At 39.5% G+C, this 22,018-nt stretch carries 18 protein-coding genes, 1 tRNA gene and 1 other annotated feature; of the genes, 18 read left to right on the forward strand and 1 reads right to left on the reverse strand.

The window, feature by feature from the left end; all coding sequences use genetic code 11:
• The first annotated feature begins 93 nt into the window (after window positions 1-93).
• The 18 genes from SCI76_RS17010 (at window position 94) to yihA (ending at window position 21,349) form a co-directional block, all read left to right on the forward strand.
• Window positions 94-1,179, forward strand: coding sequence for a GerMN domain-containing protein (locus tag SCI76_RS17010; RefSeq protein WP_033579640.1), 1,086 nt, complete (start codon window positions 94-96; stop codon window positions 1,177-1,179).
• Between the two features lie 134 nt (window positions 1,180-1,313).
• Window positions 1,314-2,060 carry a ribonuclease PH gene (rph, locus tag SCI76_RS17015; RefSeq protein WP_028411741.1) on the forward strand — a complete coding sequence of 249 codons (747 nt, stop codon included), beginning with the start codon at window positions 1,314-1,316 and terminating at the stop codon, window positions 2,058-2,060.
• A 9-nt stretch (window positions 2,061-2,069) separates the two neighbouring features.
• Entirely contained in the window at window positions 2,070-2,663 is a 594-nt protein-coding gene (locus SCI76_RS17020) for an XTP/dITP diphosphatase (RefSeq protein ID WP_028411740.1), read from the forward strand.
• Window positions 2,664-2,678: 15 nt separating this feature from the next.
• The gene (locus SCI76_RS17025; protein WP_028411739.1) at window positions 2,679-3,191 is read left to right on the forward strand and encodes a metallophosphoesterase; all 513 of its coding nucleotides are present in this window, start codon (window positions 2,679-2,681) and stop codon (window positions 3,189-3,191) included.
• A gap of 125 nt (window positions 3,192-3,316) precedes the next feature.
• Window positions 3,317-3,390, forward strand: a tRNA-Arg gene (locus SCI76_RS17030).
• A gap of 330 nt (window positions 3,391-3,720) precedes the next feature.
• Window positions 3,721-3,974 (forward strand) — a binding site (T-box leader).
• Window positions 3,975-4,042: 68 nt separating this feature from the next.
• Complete coding sequence (gene ilvB / locus SCI76_RS17035; protein WP_237758409.1) at window positions 4,043-5,770, forward strand: acetolactate synthase large subunit; 1,728 nt, start codon at window positions 4,043-4,045, stop codon at window positions 5,768-5,770.
• Window positions 5,767-6,279: an acetolactate synthase small subunit gene (gene ilvN, locus SCI76_RS17040; protein ID WP_013059375.1), complete on the forward strand. Its 513-nt coding sequence runs from the start codon at window positions 5,767-5,769 to the stop codon at window positions 6,277-6,279. Before ilvB ends, ilvN begins: the two co-directional genes overlap by 4 nt.
• Window positions 6,280-6,343: 64 nt before the next feature.
• Window positions 6,344-7,369: a ketol-acid reductoisomerase gene (gene ilvC / locus SCI76_RS17045; RefSeq protein ID WP_028411737.1), complete on the forward strand. Its 1,026-nt coding sequence runs from the start codon at window positions 6,344-6,346 to the stop codon at window positions 7,367-7,369.
• Window positions 7,356-8,891 carry a 2-isopropylmalate synthase gene (locus SCI76_RS17050; protein ID WP_025750618.1) on the forward strand — a complete coding sequence of 512 codons (1,536 nt, stop codon included), beginning with the start codon at window positions 7,356-7,358 and terminating at the stop codon, window positions 8,889-8,891. The genes ilvC and SCI76_RS17050 overlap by 14 nt, the downstream gene beginning before the upstream one ends.
• A 19-nt stretch (window positions 8,892-8,910) precedes the next feature.
• Window positions 8,911-10,020: a 3-isopropylmalate dehydrogenase gene (gene leuB / locus SCI76_RS17055; protein ID WP_407544051.1), complete on the forward strand. Its 1,110-nt coding sequence runs from the start codon at window positions 8,911-8,913 to the stop codon at window positions 10,018-10,020.
• 58 nt (window positions 10,021-10,078) lie between these two features.
• Window positions 10,079-11,494: a 3-isopropylmalate dehydratase large subunit gene (leuC, locus tag SCI76_RS17060; protein ID WP_407544052.1), complete on the forward strand. Its 1,416-nt coding sequence runs from the start codon at window positions 10,079-10,081 to the stop codon at window positions 11,492-11,494.
• Between the two features lie 14 nt (window positions 11,495-11,508).
• Window positions 11,509-12,099, forward strand: coding sequence for a 3-isopropylmalate dehydratase small subunit (gene leuD, locus SCI76_RS17065; RefSeq protein ID WP_407544053.1), 591 nt, complete (start codon window positions 11,509-11,511; stop codon window positions 12,097-12,099).
• A gap of 101 nt (window positions 12,100-12,200) precedes the next feature.
• Window positions 12,201-13,202 carry a tetratricopeptide repeat protein gene (locus tag SCI76_RS17070; protein ID WP_033579642.1) on the forward strand — a complete coding sequence of 334 codons (1,002 nt, stop codon included), beginning with the start codon at window positions 12,201-12,203 and terminating at the stop codon, window positions 13,200-13,202.
• 221 nt (window positions 13,203-13,423) lie between these two features.
• Window positions 13,424-14,710 carry a trigger factor gene (tig, locus tag SCI76_RS17075; protein WP_028411732.1) on the forward strand — a complete coding sequence of 429 codons (1,287 nt, stop codon included), beginning with the start codon at window positions 13,424-13,426 and terminating at the stop codon, window positions 14,708-14,710.
• Between the two features lie 384 nt (window positions 14,711-15,094).
• Window positions 15,095-16,360: an ATP-dependent protease ATP-binding subunit ClpX gene (gene clpX / locus SCI76_RS17080; RefSeq protein ID WP_013059367.1), complete on the forward strand. Its 1,266-nt coding sequence runs from the start codon at window positions 15,095-15,097 to the stop codon at window positions 16,358-16,360.
• 152 nt (window positions 16,361-16,512) lie between these two features.
• Window positions 16,513-18,180 carry an ATP-dependent protease LonB gene (gene lonB / locus SCI76_RS17085; RefSeq protein ID WP_028411731.1) on the forward strand — a complete coding sequence of 556 codons (1,668 nt, stop codon included), beginning with the start codon at window positions 16,513-16,515 and terminating at the stop codon, window positions 18,178-18,180.
• 260 nt (window positions 18,181-18,440) lie between these two features.
• Window positions 18,441-20,765, forward strand: coding sequence for an endopeptidase La (gene lon, locus SCI76_RS17090; protein ID WP_014458105.1), 2,325 nt, complete (start codon window positions 18,441-18,443; stop codon window positions 20,763-20,765).
• Window positions 20,762-21,349 carry a ribosome biogenesis GTP-binding protein YihA/YsxC gene (gene yihA / locus SCI76_RS17095; protein ID WP_013059364.1) on the forward strand — a complete coding sequence of 196 codons (588 nt, stop codon included), beginning with the start codon at window positions 20,762-20,764 and terminating at the stop codon, window positions 21,347-21,349. Before lon ends, yihA begins: the two co-directional genes overlap by 4 nt.
• A 93-nt stretch (window positions 21,350-21,442) precedes the next feature.
• Here yihA and SCI76_RS17100 read toward each other — a convergent pair whose 3' ends face one another.
• Complete coding sequence (locus SCI76_RS17100) at window positions 21,443-21,928, reverse strand: LiaF transmembrane domain-containing protein (RefSeq protein ID WP_013059363.1); 486 nt, start codon at window positions 21,926-21,928, stop codon at window positions 21,443-21,445.
• Window positions 21,929-22,018 lie beyond the last annotated feature (90 nt).

Genomic DNA, 22,018 nt, shown 5'->3' on the forward strand with positions numbered 1-22,018 from the left:
GTTTTTTTTGTGGCCAAAAACTTGTTTGAGCTGGTCTAAAATGCAAATAAGCTCGTATACATAGTAGTACAAACAGTCTGAGGAGGGAAAGGAATGTCCAAAAAGACCAAATTTGTTCTCATATCCGCCGTGGTGACCACATCTGTGTTGTTATCCGGCTGTGGACTTTTCGGAGGGGATAACGCAGCAAAGGAAATTGATCCGCCAAAGGATGTCACCTATGTGAAAGATGAAAAATCATTAGCGACTGAAGCGAAAGTAACGGAAGCTAATAAAAAACAAAGTAAAGCGGCAGAAACATCTGCGCCTACCAAAAGAGAAATTTACTTAATTGATAAAAACGGGTACGTTGTTCCCCAGACGCTTGAAATTCCTAAATCAAAAGGTGTCGCTAAACAGTCTCTTGAATATTTAGTAGAGGGTGGACCAGTCACAAACTTATTGCCAAATAATTTCCGAGCGGTTCTTCCTGCTGATACAAGAGTTTTAGGGACAAAGCTGGAAAGTGACGGCACGATGGTAGCAGATTTTTCACCTGAATTTGCTGAATATAAAAAAGAAGATGAACTCCGTATCCTGCAGGCCGTAACGTGGACGCTGACGCAGTTTGAAGGCGTAAATAAAGTTAAAATTCGCATTAACGGCTATGATAAAGATGAGATGCCTGTAAATCATACACCAATCAGTAAAGGGTTGAGCAGAGCAGATGGCATTAACTTTGATAATACTGGAGTAGTTGACGTAACCCAAACGAAGCCAGTTACGATCTATTACTTAGCTCAAGAGGGCAAACAAACTTACTATGTTCCTGTTACAAAACGAATTGCTTCTGATGACAAAGATATGTACACTGCAATTGTGAACGAGCTTGTAGAAGGACCTGCGCCTGCATCAGGTTTAGTGACAGATTTTAATCCTGATGCAAAGCTCGTAGCAGCTCCAAAGTATGCGGACGGTCAGTTAACGCTGAACTTTAATAAAAACATCTTTGGAAATTTAAAAGGAACGGAAATTTCTCAGTATGTTCTCGACTCCTTGGTGTTATCGCTGACGGAACAAAAAGCCGTAGACAGCGTTGCCATTAAGGTGAATGGCAAAAAAACGCTAAAAGATGAAAAAGGGAAAAAGCTAACGGAGCCAGTTTCAAGACCTAAAAATGTGAACACAGGTAGTTTTTAAAAACAAATTTTTGTTATACTAGTAAAGGACTAAGTAGAAAGAGGTCTGCTGAAATAGCGACCTCTTTCCGCTGTTTTATAGTTAAAATGGAAGAAGCTATTACATATAAATGAATTAATAGGAGGACATGCTTAATGCGTTTGGACGGTAGGGAATTTAATGAATTGAGACCTGTATCTCTTCATACTTCATACTTAAAGCATCCAGAAGGATCTGTATTAATCTCGGTGGGAGACACAAAGGTTATTTGTACAGCAAGCATAGACGACAGAGTGCCTCCTTTTATGCGTGGACAAGGAAAAGGATGGATTACAGCTGAATATTCTATGCTGCCTCGAGCTACGGCACAAAGAAATATACGCGAATCAACAAAAGGTAAAGTCACAGGACGAACAATGGAAATTCAGCGTCTGATCGGACGAGCTCTTCGTTCTGTAGTCGACCTGGAAAAGGTCGGAGAAAAGACCATTTGGATTGATTGTGATGTTATTCAAGCAGATGGCGGAACAAGAACAGCATCCATTACAGGTGCCTTTGTGGCTATGGTTTTAGCGTTTGGAAAGCTGGTTGAAGAGAACAAGCTGACAGAAATTCCTATTCGTGACTATTTAGCTGCGACTTCAGTAGGTATCCATGGAGAAAATTCGATTTTAGATTTAAATTATGAAGAAGATTCGACAGCGGAAGTTGACATGAATATTGTGATGACAGGAAGCGGACAGTTTGTAGAATTACAGGGAACGGGAGAGGAATCGACGTTTTCGAGAGAACAGTTAAACCATCTTCTGGATTTAGGGGAAAAGGGTGTTTATCAATTGATTGAACAGCAAAAGAAAGTTCTTGATCATCTGGCTGCTTACATTCCGGTTAAAGAAAGGTAAGGGATTAACGTGCGTGAAATCATTATTGCAACTAAAAATGCAGGCAAAGTAAAGGATTTTGAAACACTATTCTCACCGAAGGGATTTAAAGTAACATCGCTTCTTGATTTTCCTGAAATTGAGGACGTGGAAGAAACGGGCGTTACATTTGCAGAGAACGCCACGCTAAAGGCAGAAACCATTTCATCAGCATTAAATAAGCCGGTTATTGCCGATGATTCTGGGCTTGCTATTGATGCCTTAAACGGAGAGCCAGGCGTTTATTCCGCGCGTTATGCTGGTGAAAATAAAGATGATAATGCTAATATAGAGAAGGTACTTCAAAAATTACATGACGTGCCGTTTGAAAAGCGCACGGCACGTTTTCATTGTACGCTTGCTATTGCAGTGCCTGGAAAGAGAACAGAGCTTGTAGAAGGCACGTGTGAAGGGCGCATCTTGGAAGAAAAAAGAGGCGAGAACGGCTTTGGATACGATCCTATTTTCTTTGTAGAAAAATGGAACTGCTCCATGGCAGAATTGTCTAAAGAACAAAAAAATCAAATTAGTCACCGAGCAAATGCGTTAGAAAAACTAGCACCGCTAATTGATGCGCAATTTTAGAAGGAGTGATGACGTGTGAAACTATTAATTGTAAGCGATAGCCACGGGTTACAAGAAGAACTGCTCACTATCAGAGAAAGACATGCTGATGTAGATAAGATGATTCATTGTGGTGACTCTGAGCTGCCACAAGACAGCAAAGAAATGTCTTCGTTTTTAGGCGTTCGAGGAAATTGTGATTATGATGCATCTTACGTCAATGATCGAGTAGAGTCACTTGGAGAAGCCACGTGTCTGGTTACACACGGTCACTTATATAATGTTAAAATGTCTATGATGAATCTGCATTACAAAGCGAGAGAAGTGGGGGCAAACGTTGTTTGTTTTGGGCATTCTCACATAGCGGGAGCTGAGCTCATGGACGGAGTTTTATTTATCAATCCAGGAAGTATGTTACTTCCTCGTATGAGAAAAGAACGTACGTATGCTATACTAGTAATGGATGGTACAGAAGCTACCGTGCAGTTTTACGATATAAGCGGTAAACATATTCCTAGCATGCAGTTAACCTGTACACTTTCAGCATAATATAGCCAAATATAGGGAGAAGAGAAGGTTTTTTACCTCTCTTCTCATAAAATTTCAAAAAAACGTTGACTTTTAAATTATATTTGAATATAATAAGTATTGTCTTTGATACAGTTTAACATTATGTCCCAGTAGCTCAGCAGGATAGAGCAACGGCCTTCTAAGCCGTCGGTCGGGAGTTCGAATCTCTCCTGGGACGTCTAGAAAAAAAATCCCGGCTTTTACTTTTTAGTAAAAGCCGGGATTTTTTTATTTATCTTAAAAGTGAATGTTTGTTCATTCAGTGTGTACAAATGAACGTTTCAGAAAAACTTTTTGAGTGGCTATAAACCCTTATTGCATCAATAATGAAAACGCATTCAAATATTCTGTTTAGTCTAAATTGTCTAAAAAAATCTTGAAAAGTGGTTGACTATGCATAGAAATGGGCGTAAGATAGTCCTCAAATATAAGTTTTCTAAAAATTTTAATTAATTGTAATTAAATTAAAATATGATGTGTAAAGCATTGTTCAAAAAGCATATAGCGTTTTAAAACGTTGAAGAGGATAAGTAGTTTTGATGTTTAGGTATCAACAGAGAGTCGGGTTGCTGGAAGCCGGCGTTACCAACTCAAAATGAACTCACCTCAGAGTGTCACCCTGAAATTCAGTAAGGGCGACCGAGTGTACTTCCAAAGCACTCGTTATCAAAAAGAATGTACAGTATACATTCATAAGGTAATCATTTCGATTACAAACGAGGGTGGTACCGCGTAAAGTACAAAAGACTTTTCGCCCCTTGACCTATATCATTTGATAGGGTCTATTTAGGGGTGAGAAGTCTTTTTTCTTTTATCTAGAAAACGAAAGGATGAGAAAAGTGGGAGCCAATATGCAAACGAAAGAACCTGTAAGCACTGGGGCACAAATGAATGGAGCTGACATGTTGATTGAATCTCTAAGAAGAGAAAACGTTGACGTCATCTTCGGTTACCCAGGGGGAGCCGTTTTACCGATTTACGATAAGCTATACGGTTCAGGAATGTTTCACGTACTTGCTCGTCACGAACAAGGTGGAATTCACGCAGCAGAAGGGTACGCAAGAATTTCAGGTAAACCCGGTGTAGTTATCGCAACAAGTGGTCCTGGTGCAACAAATATCGTAACAGGTTTGGCAGATGCGATGATTGACTCACTTCCTTTAGTTGTTTTTACTGGTCAAGTAGCTTCAAGTGTAATTGGTTCTGACGCGTTCCAAGAAGCAGATGTATTAGGAATCACAATGCCAATTACAAAACATAGCTATCAAGTACGCAATATCAGCGACATGCCGAGAATCATCAAAGAGGCATTTCATATTGCGACAACAGGAAGACCTGGTCCAGTCTTAATCGACATTCCAAAAGATATGGCACAGGGTGATGGAACATTTAATTACGAAGGAGAAATTGATTTACCTGGCTATCAGCCAACTTATTTTCCAAATCAGCTGCAGGTTAAAAAGTTAACAGACGCAGTAGCAGCTGCAAAGAAACCTGTTATTCTAGCAGGTGCGGGAGTATTATTGAGTAAAGGTTCAGAAGAATTAAAAAATTATGCTGAGCGTCAAAATATTCCGGTTATTAATACGCTTTTAGGGTTAGGCTGTTTTCCTGCAGATCATCCGCTTCATTTAGGAATGGCTGGCATGCACGGAACGTACACAGCAAACATGGCAATTTATGAGAGTGATCTTCTCATTAGTATCGGGGCGCGCTTTGATGACCGAGTAACAGGTAACTTAAAGCATTTTGCACCAAATGCAAAAATTGCTCACATTGACATCGACCCAGCGGAAATTGGAAAGAATGTTCCAACCAAGATTCCAATTGTTGGAGATGCAAAAGAAGTATTAAAGCAATTGCTTCTGCAAGAAGGAGAAGTTGGAGATTATACGAAATGGCATGAGAAATTAGCGGCGTGGAAACAAGAATATCCATTATGGTATCAGAACTCAGCGGACGTGTTGAAACCACAAAAAGTAGTTGAGTTGCTTCACAAATACACAAATGGAGATGCCGTTGTTACAACGGACGTTGGGCAACATCAGATGTGGGTAGCTCAATACTACACATTTAATAATCCAGATCGATGGGTAACTTCAGGTGGCCTTGGCACCATGGGTTTTGGATTACCTTCTGCAATCGGCGCTCAGCTGGCAAATAAAGATAAAACAGTTGTAGCAGTCGTTGGTGACGGTGGATTTCAAATGACGCTTCAAGAATTAGGGGTTATTAGAGAATTAAACTTACCTGTTAAAGTGGTTGTGCTTAACAATCAGTCGCTTGGAATGGTTCGTCAGTGGCAGGAAATCTTCTATGAAGAACGCTACTCGCACTCTTTAATTCCGAATCAGCCTAATTTAATGAAGCTTGCAGAAGCTTATGATATCAAAGGTTTACAAGCTTCTACTGAAGAAGAAGCGCATGCGGCTCTGAAAGAAGCAATGGAAACAGATGGACCTGTTTTACTAAACTTCTTTGTCGCACCTAAAGAAAACGTATATCCAATGGTTGCACCTGGAAAAGGATTACATGAAATGGTAGGGGTGAAACCATGAAGCGAATCATTACAGCAACTGTATTAAACCGTGCGGGCGTTTTAAATCGCGTAACGGGGTTATTTACAAAAAGAAATTTCAATATTGAGAGTATTTCGGTAGGACACACTGAATCTGAAGATGTATCACGCATGACGTTTGTCGTAAACGTAGAGCATGACAATGCTGCTGAACAAGTGATTAAGCAGTTAAACAAGCAGATTGACGTGTTGAAAGTTCAAGATATTACGGATCAAGCCGTGGTGTCAAGAGAGCTTGCTTTAATGAAAGTAGCATCTACACCTGCGAGCCGTAACGAACTTTATGCAGTAATTGAGCCTTTCCGTGCAACCATCATTGATGTAAGCCGCGACAGCTTAATTATTCAAGTAACAGGTGAATCCAGCAAGATTGAAGCGATGATTGATTTACTTCAGCCTTATGGATTAAAAGAAGTAACGCGCACAGGGACAGTAGCTGTTCCGCGCGGTACGCAAAAAGCAGCAGCCAAACTTTCATCAATCATTTAATTCTAGCTAGTTACTAAAAAAGTAAACTATATAAAACTATATAAACTAAGAGGAGAGATTTATTATGACAAAGGTATATTACAACGGAGATGCAAAGGATCAATTATTACAAGGTAAAACAGTAGCAATCGTAGGTTATGGTTCACAAGGTCACGCTCACGCACAAAACTTACGCGACAGCGGAGTAAACGTGGTAGTAGGATTACGTAAAGGTAAATCATGGGATCAAGCAGAACAAGACGGCTTCACTGTATTATCTGTAAAAGAAGCAGTTCAACAAGCAGAAGTAGTAATGGTATTACTTCCAGATGAGCATCAGCCAAAAGTTTATAACGAAGAAATTCTTCCAGGATTAAAACCAGGGAAATCTTTAGTATTTGCTCACGGTTTTAACATTCACTTTAATCAAATCGTAGCACCTGAATTCGTTGACGTATTCTTAGTAGCTCCAAAAGGTCCTGGTCACCTTGTAAGAAGAACGTATGAAGAAGGAGCTGGCGTACCGGCGTTATTCGCAGTATTCCAAGACGTAACTGGCGAAGCAAAAGACGTAGCATTAGCTTATGCTAAAGCAATTGGCTCAGCTCGTGCGGGTGTATTAGAAACAACGTTTAAAGAAGAAACAGAAACAGATCTTTTCGGTGAGCAAGCAGTACTTTGCGGCGGTTTAACTTCATTAGTTAAAGCTGGTTTTGAAACGCTTGTAGAAGCTGGCTACCAACCGGAAGTTGCATATTTTGAGTGTTTACACGAATTAAAATTAATTGTTGACCTTATGTATGAAGGCGGAATGGAAGGCATGCGTTATTCAATCTCTGATACAGCTCAATGGGGTGACTTCGTTTCAGGACCACGCGTTGTAGATGAGCGTTCAAAAGAACAAATGAAAAAAGTGCTTGAAGATATCCAAACAGGTAAATTTGCAAAAGGCTGGATCCTAGAAAACCAAGCAAATCGTCCAGAATTTACAGCTATCAATAACCGTGAAAACGAACATTTAATTGAAAAAGTTGGCGCTCAATTACGTGAAATGATGCCATTTGTTAAAAAACAAAAGAAAGAAGCGGTGATCGCTAGTGCAAAAAATTAAACTATTTGACACGACGCTACGCGATGGTGAACAGTCACCTGGAGTCAATTTGAACCTACAAGAAAAGCTTGAAATTGCTAAGCAGTTAGAGCGATTAGGTATCGACATTATTGAAGCCGGATTTCCAGCTTCTTCAAAAGGTGATTTTCAATCCGTAAAAGAAATTGCGTCTATTGTCAAAAATTCTTCTGTAACAGGCCTTGCAAGGTCTGTTACAAAAGATATTGACATTGCATGGGAAGCGTTAAAAGAAAGTGCAGAACCAAGACTGCATGTTTTTATCGCTACTTCCGAAATTCATATGCAGCATAAATTGAAAAAAACACCTGATGAAGTACTTGAAACAGCAGTGGAAATGGTGAAATACGCAAGTAAAAAATTCCCGGTTGTTCAATGGTCTGCTGAAGATGCATGTCGCACAGATTTACCGTTTTTAGCTAGAATTGTAGAAGCTGTTATCGATGCTGGTGCAAAAGTCGTTAATATTCCAGATACGGTAGGATTTATCACGCCTGGTGACTATCAATCCGTATTTAATTACTTAAAAGAACATGTATCAAATATTCATAAGGTCGATTTGTCAGCTCACTGCCACGATGACTTAGGGCTAGCTGTTGCTAATTCAATGGCTGCTATTGAAGCAGGAGCTACTCAAATTGAAGGAACGATTAACGGAATCGGAGAACGTGCCGGTAACGCTGCTCTTGAAGAAGTAGCACTTGCGCTTCATGTCCGTCAAGACTTCTATCAAGCGAGCACAGGTTTGATCTTGCCCGAAATCAAGCGTACGAGTGACATTATCAGTAAGCTTACCGGAATGAATATTGCGCCAAATAAAGCAATTGTCGGAAAAAATGCTTTTGCTCATGAATCAGGTATTCACCAAGATGGCGTCTTAAAAAATCCGTTAACATATGAGATTATTTCCCCAGAACTTGTGGGTGTTAAACAAAATCCGATTGTGCTTGGCAAGCATTCTGGTCGTCATGCGTTCCGTACACGCTTAGTAGAGCTTGGGTTCACATTGGAAGATACAGAAGCAAACGTGCTTTTTGAGAAGTTTAAAGACTTAGCAGATAAGAAAAAAGACATTACCGACGATGATTTATTGGCATTAGTCATTCAAAAGCAAGTTAGCAAAGACAGTGAATATAAGCTTGAAAGTCTGCAGGTTCAGTATGGTACGAACAATATTCCTACGGCTACGATTACGCTTCGCAAAGAAAACGGCGAAGAGATTCAAGAAGCAGCTACGGGATCTGGAAGCGTGGAAGCTATCTATAATACGCTGCAGCGCTGTGTTGAGCAAGATGTCAAACTATTAGACTATCGTATTCAGTCTATTAACGGCGGTCCGGATGCACTGGCTGAAGTATTTGTGAAGGTTGAAAGCGAAGGAACTGAAGCAAGCGGACGCGGAGTAGCATTTGACGTATTAGAATCGTCAGCGAAAGCCTATTTAAATGCCATTAATCGATTAATCGCTATTCAGCAGCATCGTACAAAGCAAGAAGTAATGTGAACTGAAGGGAGAGACCACCATGACAAAAAAAGTCGCTGTATTACCAGGTGACGGCGTAGGAACAGAAGTAACCAAAGGCGCTGTTGAAGTTTTAAAAGCAATTGGAGAGCGCTTTGATCATCAATTCGAGTTTACGTATGGATTAATTGGCGGAGCTGCAATTGATGAAGCTGGCACACCTCTTCCAGAAAGTACAATTGAGATTTGTAAGCAGGCGGATGCCGTCTTACTTGGATCCGTTGGAGGGCCAAAATGGGATCGTAACCCTTCACATTTGCGACCAGAAAAAGGTTTGCTAGCTATTCGAAAAGAATTGGATTTATATGCTAACCTTCGTCCAGTGACGTTTTATGATAGCTTAGCAGATGCCTCTCCTTTGAAAAAAGAATACATTGAAGGTGTTGACTTCATTATCGTTCGTGAGCTAACAGGGGGCTTATATTTTGGTCAGCCTAGCGAGCGTCGAACAGAAGGAAATGAAGAGACAGTTGTCGACACGTTATTTTATAAGCGTACAGAAATAGAAAGGATTATTCGCCAAGCGTTTGAAACGGCTGTAAATCGACGTAAAAAGGTAACGTCGGTTGATAAAGCGAATGTGCTTGAGTCTAGTCGAGTGTGGCGTGAAGTAGCTGAAGAAGTAGCAAAAGACTACCCGGATGTAGAGCTTGAGCATATGCTTGTAGATTCAGCTGCTATGCAGTTAATTCGTAATCCGAAATATTTTGATGTAGTGGTAACTGAAAATATGTTTGGTGATATTTTGAGTGATGAGGCTTCTATGCTGACAGGATCGTTAGGGATGCTTCCATCTGCGAGTTTAACGGTTGATGGTCCATCTTTATACGAACCGGTTCACGGTTCTGCACCAGACATTGCTGGACAAAACAAAGCTAATCCGATTGCTGCTATTTTATCTGCAGCAATGTTGCTTAGATATTCATTTGGATTAGAAACAGAAGCAGCGGTGATTGAACAAGCGGTTGAAAGTGTATTACATGCAGGTCATCGAACAGCTGACTTAGCAGACGGTAATCATTATTTAGGTACCGATAAAATGGTGGATGCGATAACTGCGGTTATTGCCAACGATTCTGCCATTTCAAGCATTATGACAGCTTACAGTTAATCATGCGTTTCTCACGTTTTGTGAGAAACGTTTTTCATAATCAGAAAGGAGGAGCAGTATGAAACCAAAAACAATTATTGATAAGCTTTGGGAACAACATGTTGTACGTCGAGAAGAGGGGAAGCCGGACTTATTATATATCGATCTTCATCTTATTCATGAAGTAACGTCTCCTCAAGCATTCGAAGGTCTTCGCGTGGCAAATCGTCAAGTGAAGCGTCCGGACTTAACGTTTGCTACAATGGATCACAATATTCCAACGGTTGACCGTTTTAATATTAAAGATCCGATTGCAAAGAAACAAGTAGACAAACTATCTGAAAACTGTCATGAGTTTGGCGTGAAGCTTTTAGATTTAACAAGCGAAGAGCAAGGAATTGTGCATATCATTGGACCGGAATTAGGATTGACGCAGCCTGGAAAAACCATTGTGTGCGGAGATAGCCATACATCTACTCACGGTGCATTTGGAGCGCTTGCTTTTGGTATAGGAACGAGTGAGGTAGAACATGTTTTAGCAACGCAAACGCTATGGCAAGCGAAACCAAAAACGCTACAAGTGAAAGTAAATGGCAAAAAACAGCCTGGTGTTTATGCTAAGGACATTGTGTTAGCAATTATTCAAAAATTCGGCGTGAATTTTGGAACGGGTTCAATCGTAGAATTTACGGGCGAATGTATTCGCGACCTTTCAATGGAAGAGCGCATGACTATTTGTAATATGTCTATTGAAGCCGGTGCAAAAGCTGGTTTAATCAGTCCAGATGATGTTACTTTCTCTTATATTAAAGGGCGTCAGTATGCTCCTAAAGGAGAACAGTTTGAAAAAGCAGTGGAAGCTTGGGCAGCTTTAGCAACAGATGAAGGTGCAACATACGATGAGACGCTAGAAATTGATGCAGATACAATTGAGCCTGTTGTAACATGGGGAACAAACCCGGCGATGAGTTCTTATGTTAGCAAGCAAGTTCCTACATTAGAAGAGTGTACAACAGAAGCTGAGAAAAAGTCTTTGTCACGAGCACTTGAGTATATGGGCTTACAGCCCGGCATGGCAATAGAAGAGATCCCAGTTCAGCATGTATTTATCGGTTCATGTACAAATGCTCGTTTGTCTGATCTTCGTGACGTGGCAGCCTTTATTAAAGGAAAGAAAGTGTCACCAGATGTGCGAGCGATGATTGTACCAGGTTCTCAAAAAGTAAAGCGAGTGGCTGAAGAAGAAGGGTTATCTGCTATTTTTATTGAAGCAGGCTTTGAATGGAGAGACTCGGGCTGTAGCATGTGTCTAGGCATGAACTCTGACTTAGTTCCACAAGGCGAACACTGTGCGTCCACTTCTAATCGAAACTTTGAAGGACGTCAAGGAAAAGGTGCCAGAACGCATTTAGTAAGCCCGGTAATGGCAGCAGCGGCAGCGGTATATGGACATTTTATTGATGTACGCAAACTACAAGAACAAGCGGTGCGATAAGGAGGAGAACACAGATGAATGCTTTTACAATCCATAAAGGAAAAGTAGCAGGTCTCGACCGAGCAAACGTAGATACTGATCAAATTATCCCAAAGCAATTTTTGAAAAGAATTGAGCGTACTGGCTTTGGCCAATTTCTCTTTTTTGATTGGCGATATAATGAAGATGAAACGTTAAATGAAACGTTTGAACTAAATCAGCCTCAAAATCAAGGAGCAACAATTCTTGTAGCTGACGAGAACTTCGGGTGTGGTTCGTCACGTGAACACGCTCCATGGGCGCTTTTAGACTATGGGTTCCGTGCCATTATCGCACCGTCATTTGCGGATATTTTTAAACAAAACTGTCTAAAAAATGGTATTTTACCTATTATTTTACCAAAAGAAGATGTTTCCTATTTAATGAAAGAGTCTCAAAGTGCTTCTTACGCCTGTACAATCGATCTTCATCAGCAAAAAATTACCGATGAAGCAGGTTTTGAACGTACGTTTGAGATCAATGGCCATTGGAAATATATGCTTGTTAACGGATATGATGAAATTGGCTATACGCTTTCTTTTGAAGACGACATTTCTGCTTATGAAGCAAAAACGGTAAGATATTAACCAAAAATCGAGCAAAATGATGATTTTGCTCGATTTTTTTGCGTTCCGTTAATTCAATTGCTAAACTGTAAAGCAAATGGACCGCGAAGTGGGGAGAAAACATGTCGAATGAACAACAAAACAAAATTGTAGCTTTTCCTCTATTAAAAGAACGGTTGGTTGAAAAAGCTACAGAACATATGCAGCACAAGCAATTTCAAGAAGCACTTCCTTTATTTGAGCAGGCCTACGAACTTGATAATAAGCATCATGAAATTTTGCTTGGCCTTGTTATTTGTCACGTGGAGCTCGGTGATGCAGGCATAGCTAAGGAATTATGTGAGCAAATGCTGAAAGAAGATATTGGCGATTATTATCATAATTTGCAAATGTACCTCATGGTGTTAATTCAGCTTGGTCATTATCATGAAGGATATGTCACTCTACAAGCAGTTATTCAAGAACACAAACTCCCTTCTGAACATGCTGAACAGCTTTATCAGCTATTGGAGTTCTGCAAAAATAGAATGAATCAAGAACAAGTCATAGAAGAACAAACAGAAGAAGAACAGATAGAGCAGTTTAAATCATTCACAGCTCTAGACAATATTCAAGATCAGCTTGAATGGGTTCATTCATTAAAAACAAAGAGAATTGAAAAGCAGCGCTTCTTTCTGGAACAGCTATTTTCATCTGAAGCTATTCACCCTATCGTAAAAACAGTCGCTTTAAAAACAGTCATGGAAGAAGAAGTAGACATTGATTTTATGATTAGTAAGTTTGGAGAGACGAAAAAAGTAAATGCGCTTCAGCTTCAACGAACAACACCGTATTTGTTTGCCGAGCAAGTAGAAGCGCAGCTGACGGAAAAGCTGGAGCATGAAAATCCTACATTGCTGCAGGTTGCCGTTGAAATATGGCAGCGTCATTTATTTATAACATTTCCGTTTTTACCGGGTGATAATGTAAAACTTTGGACAGAAGCGGTGTATGCTGTTAGTCTGATGATGCAAGGAGAAGAGTCAGATGCAGCTGTAGCAGAGGAAGACGGAAGTTTCTCTGCAGCTGAATTACGAAAGGCAATTAAAGAGCTAAAAGAAATTGAAGAAATTTCTTTTATATAAAATGTGGTGTTTAGTTGAAACGTCATTGTTGTATGTTATAATATAATGGTTGTAAAATGCACTTAAATACGTATAGTAGAATTTCATCTTTACATTACATTCCTACTTACTTTAAAGTAGTAGGGAGTTAAATAGATAATGATTGAGGTTTGAACTGATAGGCTATCTGCATTATCTAATTTAGAAATCACTACTTAAAATGATTTTGGAGGGAAACATTCATGTCTGCAAAATGGGAAAAACAAGAAGGAAATCAAGGCGTTTTAACAGTAGAAGTTGAAGCTGCTGAGTTTGATAAAGCCTTAGATAAAGCATTCACAAAAGTTGTAAAACAAGTAAACGTACCAGGGTTCCGTAAAGGTAAAATGCCTCGTCCACTTTTCGAAAAACGTTTTGGCGTAGAATCTTTATACCAAGATGCACTAGACATCTTATTACCTGAAGCTTACAGCAATGCAATTGTTGAAGCTGGTATCGAGCCGGTTGATCGTCCAGAAATCGATGTTGAAACAATCGAAAAAGGACAACCTCTAGTTTTCACTGCTAAAGTAACTGTTAAGCCTGAAGTTAAATTAGGCGAATACAAAAACTTAGAAGTAGAAAAAGTAGATACAACTGTAACAGACGAAGACGTTGAAGCTGAATTAAAAACACTTCAAGAGCGTCACGCTGAACTAGTTGTTAAAGAAGAAGGAACAGTAGCTGAAGGCGATACAGCTGTAATCGACTTTGAAGGTTTCGTTGATGGCGAAGCATTTGAAGGCGGAAAAGGCGAAAACTATTCTTTAGAAATCGGTTCTAACACATTCATCCCTGGCTTTGAAGAGCAACTAGTTGGTCTTGAAGTAGGCGCTGAAAAAGAAGTGGAAGTAACATTCCCTGAAGAGTATCACGCTGAAGAGCTAGCTGGTAAAGCTGCTAAATTCCAAGTGAAATTACACGAAATCAAATCTAAAGAGCTTCCAGCTTTAGACGATGAGTTTGCAAAAGACGTAGATGAAGAAGTAGAAACTTTAGAAGCATTAAAAGCAAAAACAAAAGAAAAATTACAAAGCGATAAAGAAAACCAAGCAGAATCAGCTCTTCGCGACACTTTAGTAGAAAAAGCTGCTGAAAATGCTGAAGTAGAAATTCCAGAAGCAATGTTCAACACTGAAATGGATCGTATGATGCAAGAGTTTGAACAACGTTTACAAATGCAAGGTCTTAACCTTGAACTTTACTTCCAATTCTCAGGTCAAGATGAAAAAGCTCTTCGCGACCAAATGCGTCCGGATGCTGAAAAGCGTGTGAAAATCAACTTAACGCTAGAAGCTATTTCAAAAGCTGAAAATCTTGAAGTAAGCGAAGAAGAAGTAGAAAAAGAATTAGAAAACATGGCAGGAATGTACAACATGCCTGTCGAAGAAATTAAGAAAGTGCTTGGCAGTCTTGATAGCATTAAAGAAGACATGAAAGTACGTAAAGCAGTTGAATTTCTTGTAGAAAACAGCAAAGCTGTTGCATAATAGTAAGTAAGAAACAAGGCGCGACTTGATCGTGCCTTGTTTTATAAACTTCAATAGTTTTTTTATATCATAACCAACACCGTAGAAGCAGCTTTAACCCATTGTTTGAAATCCGTGGTTATGAAATAGGCCCAATAAGAGGACACTATATAATAGCAGATCTTCATTCTGTTATGCTCATCAACAACATATACATAAAACGTTTTAGTATCTATTCAAGAAAATGTATGGTAAAATGCAATACAAATCTTTTCATAGCGCTTTTACTATGTGATAAAGAGGGGCATTTACCTACAAATAGATGAGTTGTTCATGTTGTTGGGCTATAGCGCGGATAGAAATCAGCTTCGAGCACTTTAGTAAATACTACAAGGGGTGAAAATTATGTTTAAATTTAACGATGAAAAAGGGCAGTTAAAATGCTCATTTTGTGGTAAAACACAAGAACAAGTACGCAAGTTAGTTGCGGGTCCAGGTGTTTACATATGCGATGAATGTATTGAACTTTGCACGGAAATCGTAGAAGAAGAGTTAGGTACAGAAGAAGAAGTAGAATTTAAAGATGTACCAAAACCAAAAGAAATTCGTGACATTTTAGATGAGTATGTAATTGGTCAAGAGGATGCGAAAAAATCGTTATCTGTTGCAGTATACAACCATTACAAACGAATCAATTCAAACAGTAAAATTGATGACGTTGAGTTATCAAAAAGTAATATTGCATTAATTGGACCTACAGGAAGCGGTAAAACTTTACTAGCTCAAACATTGGCTCGTATTTTAAACGTACCGTTTGCGATTGCAGATGCAACATCTCTAACAGAAGCGGGTTATGTAGGAGAAGATGTTGAAAACATCTTATTAAAATTAATTCAATCAGCTGATTACGATGTGGAGAAAGCTGAAAAAGGTATCATCTACATCGATGAAATTGATAAAGTAGCGCGTAAGTCTGAAAACCCATCTATTACACGTGATGTATCAGGTGAAGGTGTGCAGCAGGCTCTTCTTAAAATCTTAGAAGGTACTGTAGCAAGTGTTCCTCCTCAAGGTGGACGCAAACACCCTCATCAAGAATTTATTCAAATTGATACAACAAATATCTTATTTATTTGCGGTGGTGCGTTTGACGGAATCGAACCTATTATTAAGCGCCGTCTAGGTAAAAAAGTAATTGGTTTCGGTTCAGAAACAAAACAACAAGACTTTACAGAAAAAGAGTTACTAGCAAAAGTATTACCGGAAGATTTATTAAAATTTGGTTTAATTCCAGAGTTTATTGGTCGTTTACCGGTTACTGCTAGCTTAGTGCCTCTTGATGAAGAAGCGCTAGTTGAGATTTTAACAAAACCGAAAAATGCACTAGTGAAACAATATCAAAAAATGCTTGAACTTGATGACGTTGAACTTGAGTTCGAAGACGAGGCTTTAGTAGAAATTTCTAAAAAAGCAATCGAGCGTAAAACAGGTGCTCGTGGTCTACGTTCAATCATTGAAGGTATTATGTTAGATGTAATGTTTGATCTTCCTTCACGTGATGATATTACAAAATGTATTATCACAGGTGAAACAGTTCGTGATCAAGCGGCTCCTAAGTTCGTATTAGAAGACGGATCTACTATTCAAGAAGGCAGCAAAACATCAGCATAAAAAAAGCCGGGTACTCAATTTGAGTACCCGGCTTTTTTCTGTTGATGAAGGACAACTAAATTTTACTTTTTACTAGAATCTTGTTTATTCCTACTGCTGCAGGGAGATAATAACTGATAATTATCTTACTAAACTGCGCAGGAGGTTTATCTATGAACTGGACGAATATTGCCTTAATGGTCCAACTCTTTTTTGGTATCATCATTGGCTTATATTTTTGGAATTTATTACGCAATCAGCGTACGCAAAAAGTCTCAATTGACCGGGATTCAAAGAAAGAAATGGAGCAACTGCAGAAGATGAGAGCCATCTCTTTAACTGAGCCGCTTGCCGAACGTGTGAGGCCGTCTAGCTTCTCCGATATTGTCGGACAAGAAGATGGAATTCGGTCACTAAAGGCTGCCCTTTGCGGTCCTAATCCACAGCACGTTATTGTATACGGGCCGCCTGGAGTAGGAAAAACAGCAGCAGCACGTTTAGTGTTAGAAGAAGCAAAGAAAAATAAAAAATCACCTTTTAAACAAGCAGCTGTATTTGTAGAGTTAGATGCAACTACGGCGCGTTTTGATGAGCGAGGCATTGCAGATCCTTTAATTGGATCAGTGCATGACCCCATTTACCAAGGCGCAGGCGCTATGGGCCAAGCTGGAATTCCGCAGCCAAAACAAGGAGCAGTTACAGATGCACACGGGGGAATTTTATTTATTGATGAAATTGGAGAACTCCATCCTATTCAGATGAATAAGCTGTTAAAGGTTCTAGAAGATCGAAAAGTGTTTATGGAAAGCGCCTATTACAGCGAAGAAAATACACAAATTCCAACACATATTCACGATATTTTTCAAAATGGTTTACCAGCCGACTTTCGCTTGATTGGTGCGACGACTAGAACGCCTAATGAAATTCCGCCTGCCATTCGTTCCAGATGCGTAGAGGTATTTTTCCGTGAGCTTGATCGCGACGAAATTATTACAGTTGCAAAAAAAGCAGCAAATAAAGTCAGAATGGATATATCAGAAGAAGGTTTATCTCTGTTTTCTACATATGCACGCAATGGACGTGAAACGGTTAATATGATGCAAATTGCGGCTGGACTAGCGATATCAGAGGAACGAACGGACATTAAAAATGAAGATATTGAATGGATTGTTCATTCTAGTCAACTATCTCCAAGACACGATCCGAAAATTGCAGATGAGGAAAAAGTGGGGCTTATTAATGGATTAGCCGTGTACGGGCCCAACTCTGGAGCACTTTTAGAAATTGAGGTCAAAGCGATTCCTGCAAAAGAGAAAGGGAACATTATTATTACGGGTATCGTTGAAGAGGAAAGTATAGGGACTCAAGGGAAGTCTATTCGTCGTAAAAGTATGGCTAAAAGCTCAATTGAAAATGTCATAACGGTTCTTCGCTCAATGGATGTGCCAGCCGATGAGTATGATATCCACGTGAATTTTCCGGGAGGTGTGCCAATCGATGGACCTTCTGCTGGTATTGCTATGGCAACAGGGATCTACTCAGCAATTTATGAAGTCCCAATCAAACACACGGTAGCAATGACAGGAGAAATTGGTCTGCACGGCAACGTAAAGCCAATTGGCGGCGTAATTCCAAAAATCAAGGCAGCAAAACAAGCAGGCGTTCAGACGGTGATTGTGCCAAAAGAAAATATGAATGCAATGGTAGAAAAGGTAAAAGGTATCGATATTATTCCTGTCCATCATTTAACAGAGGTGTTTGAACAAGCACTATTGTCTGTACATGAGCATGTTGCACATTTGTCGGTAGATCCAGCTATTCCAAATAGAGAATCTAGCTAACTCTATCATGATAATTAAAAATTAATGGTCAGATGAATATTCATCGCCTTTTTCGCGTATAAAACCTTTATACACAGCCAACGAAAAAGGCGTTTTTTTATGAAAAGAGCTTAAAAAGATATATTTTGCCTTTTAATTCTTTCTCATGATACAATTAGTAATTACTATTGTTAGACAATGTGTATACAAATGAGATAAAATTGTTAAAAGAATTCACACTTTACATACTTTAATTGACGAGCATTGGAGGTGTTCATTGCATGGCAGAAAAAGAAAAATTGACAATGCCGCTACTGCCTTTACGAGGTTTGATCGTCTATCCGACAATGGTGCTTCATTTAGATGTTGGGCGAGACAAATCTGTGCAAGCATTAGAAAAAGCAATGATGGATGATCACTTAGTTTGTTTAGTATCACAAAAAGATATGGGTATCGATGAACCAACAAAAGAGGATTTATATAGAACCGGTACGTTGGCAAAAATTAAACAAATGCTAAAGCTGCCGAATGGAACGATGCGCGTCTTAGTAGAAGGACTAAATCGCGTAACCGTTACAGAATTTGAAGACAGCGAAGAATATTTTGTTGTACACGTGGAAAAGCAAAATGAAGAACATCAGGTTGATGTAGAAGATAAAGCGCTGATGCGCACGCTTTTAGACTATTTCGAACAATACATAAAACTTTCCAAAAAGGTGTCCGTTGAAACTCTTTCAACCGTAAGTGACATTGAAGAACCAGGAAGATTAGCAGATATTGTAGCCTCTCATTTACCAATAAAAATTCAGCTTAAACAAGAAATTTTAGAAACAACTGATGTGAAAGAAAGATTAAATACGATCATTTCTCATATTCAAGACGAGCAAGAAGTTTTGCAGCTGGAGAAAAAAATTGGACAGCGTGTAAAGAAATCAATGGAACGCACTCAGAAAGAGTATTATCTTCGTGAGCAAATGAAGGCGATTCAAAAAGAGCTTGGAGACAAAGAAGGAAAGACAGGAGAAGTAGCAACGCTTCGCGAAAAAATTGAAGCAAGTGGGATGACGGACCATGTCAAACAAGTGGCGTTTAAAGAATTGGATCGCTATGAAAAAATTCCTGCTACCTCCGCTGAAAGCTCAGTCATTCGAAATTATATCGAGTGGTTGATTGCGCTACCTTGGACAAACGAAACGGAAGATACGCTCAATATTCATAATGCTGAACAAGTGCTGAACGATGAGCACTATGGCCTTGAAAAAGTGAAGGAACGCGTATTAGAATATCTAGCCGTGCAGCAGTTGACAAAATCTCTTAAAGGCCCTATTTTATGTTTAGCAGGACCTCCTGGCGTAGGGAAAACATCCCTAGCCCGCTCAATTGCTACGTCTCTAGATCGTCATTTTGTACGAGTATCTCTAGGCGGTGTGAGAGATGAGTCAGAAATCCGCGGTCATCGTCGCACGTACGTGGGAGCTATGCCTGGACGCATTATTCAAGGAATGAAAAAAGCAGGAACGATTAACCCTGTATTTCTGCTTGATGAAATCGATAAAATGTCAAATGATTTCCGAGGAGACCCGTCTTCTGCTTTGTTAGAAGTATTGGATCCTGAACAAAATCATAATTTCAGCGATCACTATATAGAAGAAACGTATGATTTATCAAAAGTGATGTTCGTGGCTACAGCTAATAACTTAGCTACGATTCCGGGGCCGCTGCGCGATCGAATGGAAATTATTCAAATTGCTGGTTACACGGAGCTGGAAAAGCTTGAAATCGCGAAGCGTCACCTATTGCTGCGCCAGCTAGAAAATCACGGATTGCAAAAGGGCAATTTGCAGATTCGCGATGACGCCTTAACAGCAATCATACGTTTATATACGAGAGAAGCTGGTGTTCGTAACCTTGAACGCGAAATTGCTTCCATTTGTCGAAAAGCAGCTCGTATCGTAGTCTCTGGTGAGAAAAAGCGCGTGGTGGTGACGGCCAAAACGCTTGAAGAATTCCTTGGTAAGCCTAGGTTCCGCTACGGACAGGCTGAGACGGAAGATCAAGTTGGTGTTGCTACAGGTCTTGCTTACACAACTGTAGGAGGAGACACGCTGGCCATTGAAGTAAGCTTATCCCCTGGTAAAGGAAGACTAGTGCTAACCGGAAAGCTTGGAGACGTGATGAAAGAATCAGCTCAGGCGGCATTTAGCTACGTGCGTTCAAATGCAGAGAAACTAGGAATTGATGAGAAGTTTTATGAAAAACATGATATTCATATCCATGTTCCAGAAGGAGCTGTACCAAAGGATGGACCTTCTGCAGGAATTACCATTGCCACTGCTCTAGTATCAGCACTAACGGGTAAACCAGTGCGTAGAGAAGTAGGAATGACAGGAGAAATTACACTAAGAGGTCGCGTATTACCAATCGGTGGTTTAAAAGAAAAGTCACTTAGTGCACACCGTGCCGGATTAACTAAAATATTAATCCCTCACGATAATGAACGTGATATTGAAGATATCCCTGACAGTGTACAAGAGGAATTAGACATCGTTCTTGTGTCACATGTGGACCAAGTATTGGAACATGCGCTAGTAGGAGAGGTAAAATGAAAGTAACTCAAGCCGATATTGTTATCAGTGCCGTACGCCCTGAACAATATCCTAAAGAAAACCTGCCAGAATTTGCGTTAGCAGGCCGTTCAAATGTAGGAAAATCATCTTTTATTAATAAGATGCTCAATCGCAAAAGCTTAGCGCGTACGTCGTCTAAGCCTGGAAAAACTCAAACGCTTAACTTCTTTTTAATTAATGAAATCCTTCACTTTGTAGACGTACCTGGCTACGGATTTGCAAAAGTGTCTAAAAAAGAGCGTGAAGCATGGGGGAAAATGATTGAAACGTATTTAACAAATCGTGAGCAGCTTAAAGCTGTGTTAATGATTGTTGATCTACGCCATGCTCCTTCAAAGGATGACGTTATGATGTATGAGTTTTTGAAGCACCATGACCTTCCCGTTATGGTTATTGCGACGAAAGCCGATAAAATTCCTAAAGGAAAATGGCAGAAGCACTTAAAAGTAGTGAGAGAAACGCTGGATTTAGATCCAAATGATGAATTAATTCATTTCTCATCTGAAACAGGTGAAGGAAAAGATAAAGCGTGGAAATCTTTGCAGTATCGCATGACTCACTAAACAAAGGAATAGAAGCTAAAAAAATGGAACGTTTATCATCACTCTACCAGGAAGTGAGTCAAACGTTCCATTTTTTTAACTTGTTTACATAGATTACTTTCGTTTGAAAAATAATAAATATAGCCCAACTAGTAACAATAAAATAGGCCAGAAGGTTGTTAAATAATTTACGCCGTCTTCAACTTTTGGCAAAAATAGTTTAAGACGGTCTGAAAACATCATTAAAATGGCAATAATTAAAAGGGTGCCGCCTTGGAAAAAGCCCGATTTGGCTTTTCTAGCACTGAGTAAAAAGCTAATGGCCACCATAAAAACGACCATGCTAATATTCGTAGGCCAAAAGGGAATTTGTTCACTTACATAGAAATGAATACCTAAAGTGATTAATATGTAACTTGCAAGCAAGTTTGAATGATCTTGAGATAAAGCAGACTCAGTTAACAGTGCCGCTCCTATTAAAATTAACAGTACAGGCCACGTGTATACCTTTGCTGCAATGCTCATATGTAGTTCATTCAGTAAGAAAAAGATTCCAAATCCAACTAGTAAGACACCAAAAAACATTGATTGCTTTTTCATAGTAACCTCCAGGTGTTTCAAAACAGAAAACGTGATAAAACGCTGCTTTTTTGATACAATTTATTACGGAATAACAGTTAATATCTTAAC

It is taken from the genome of Priestia sp. HNGD-A6, from assembly GCF_045784335.1.
GTDB lineage: Bacteria > Bacillota > Bacilli > Bacillales > Bacillaceae_H > Priestia > Priestia zanthoxyli.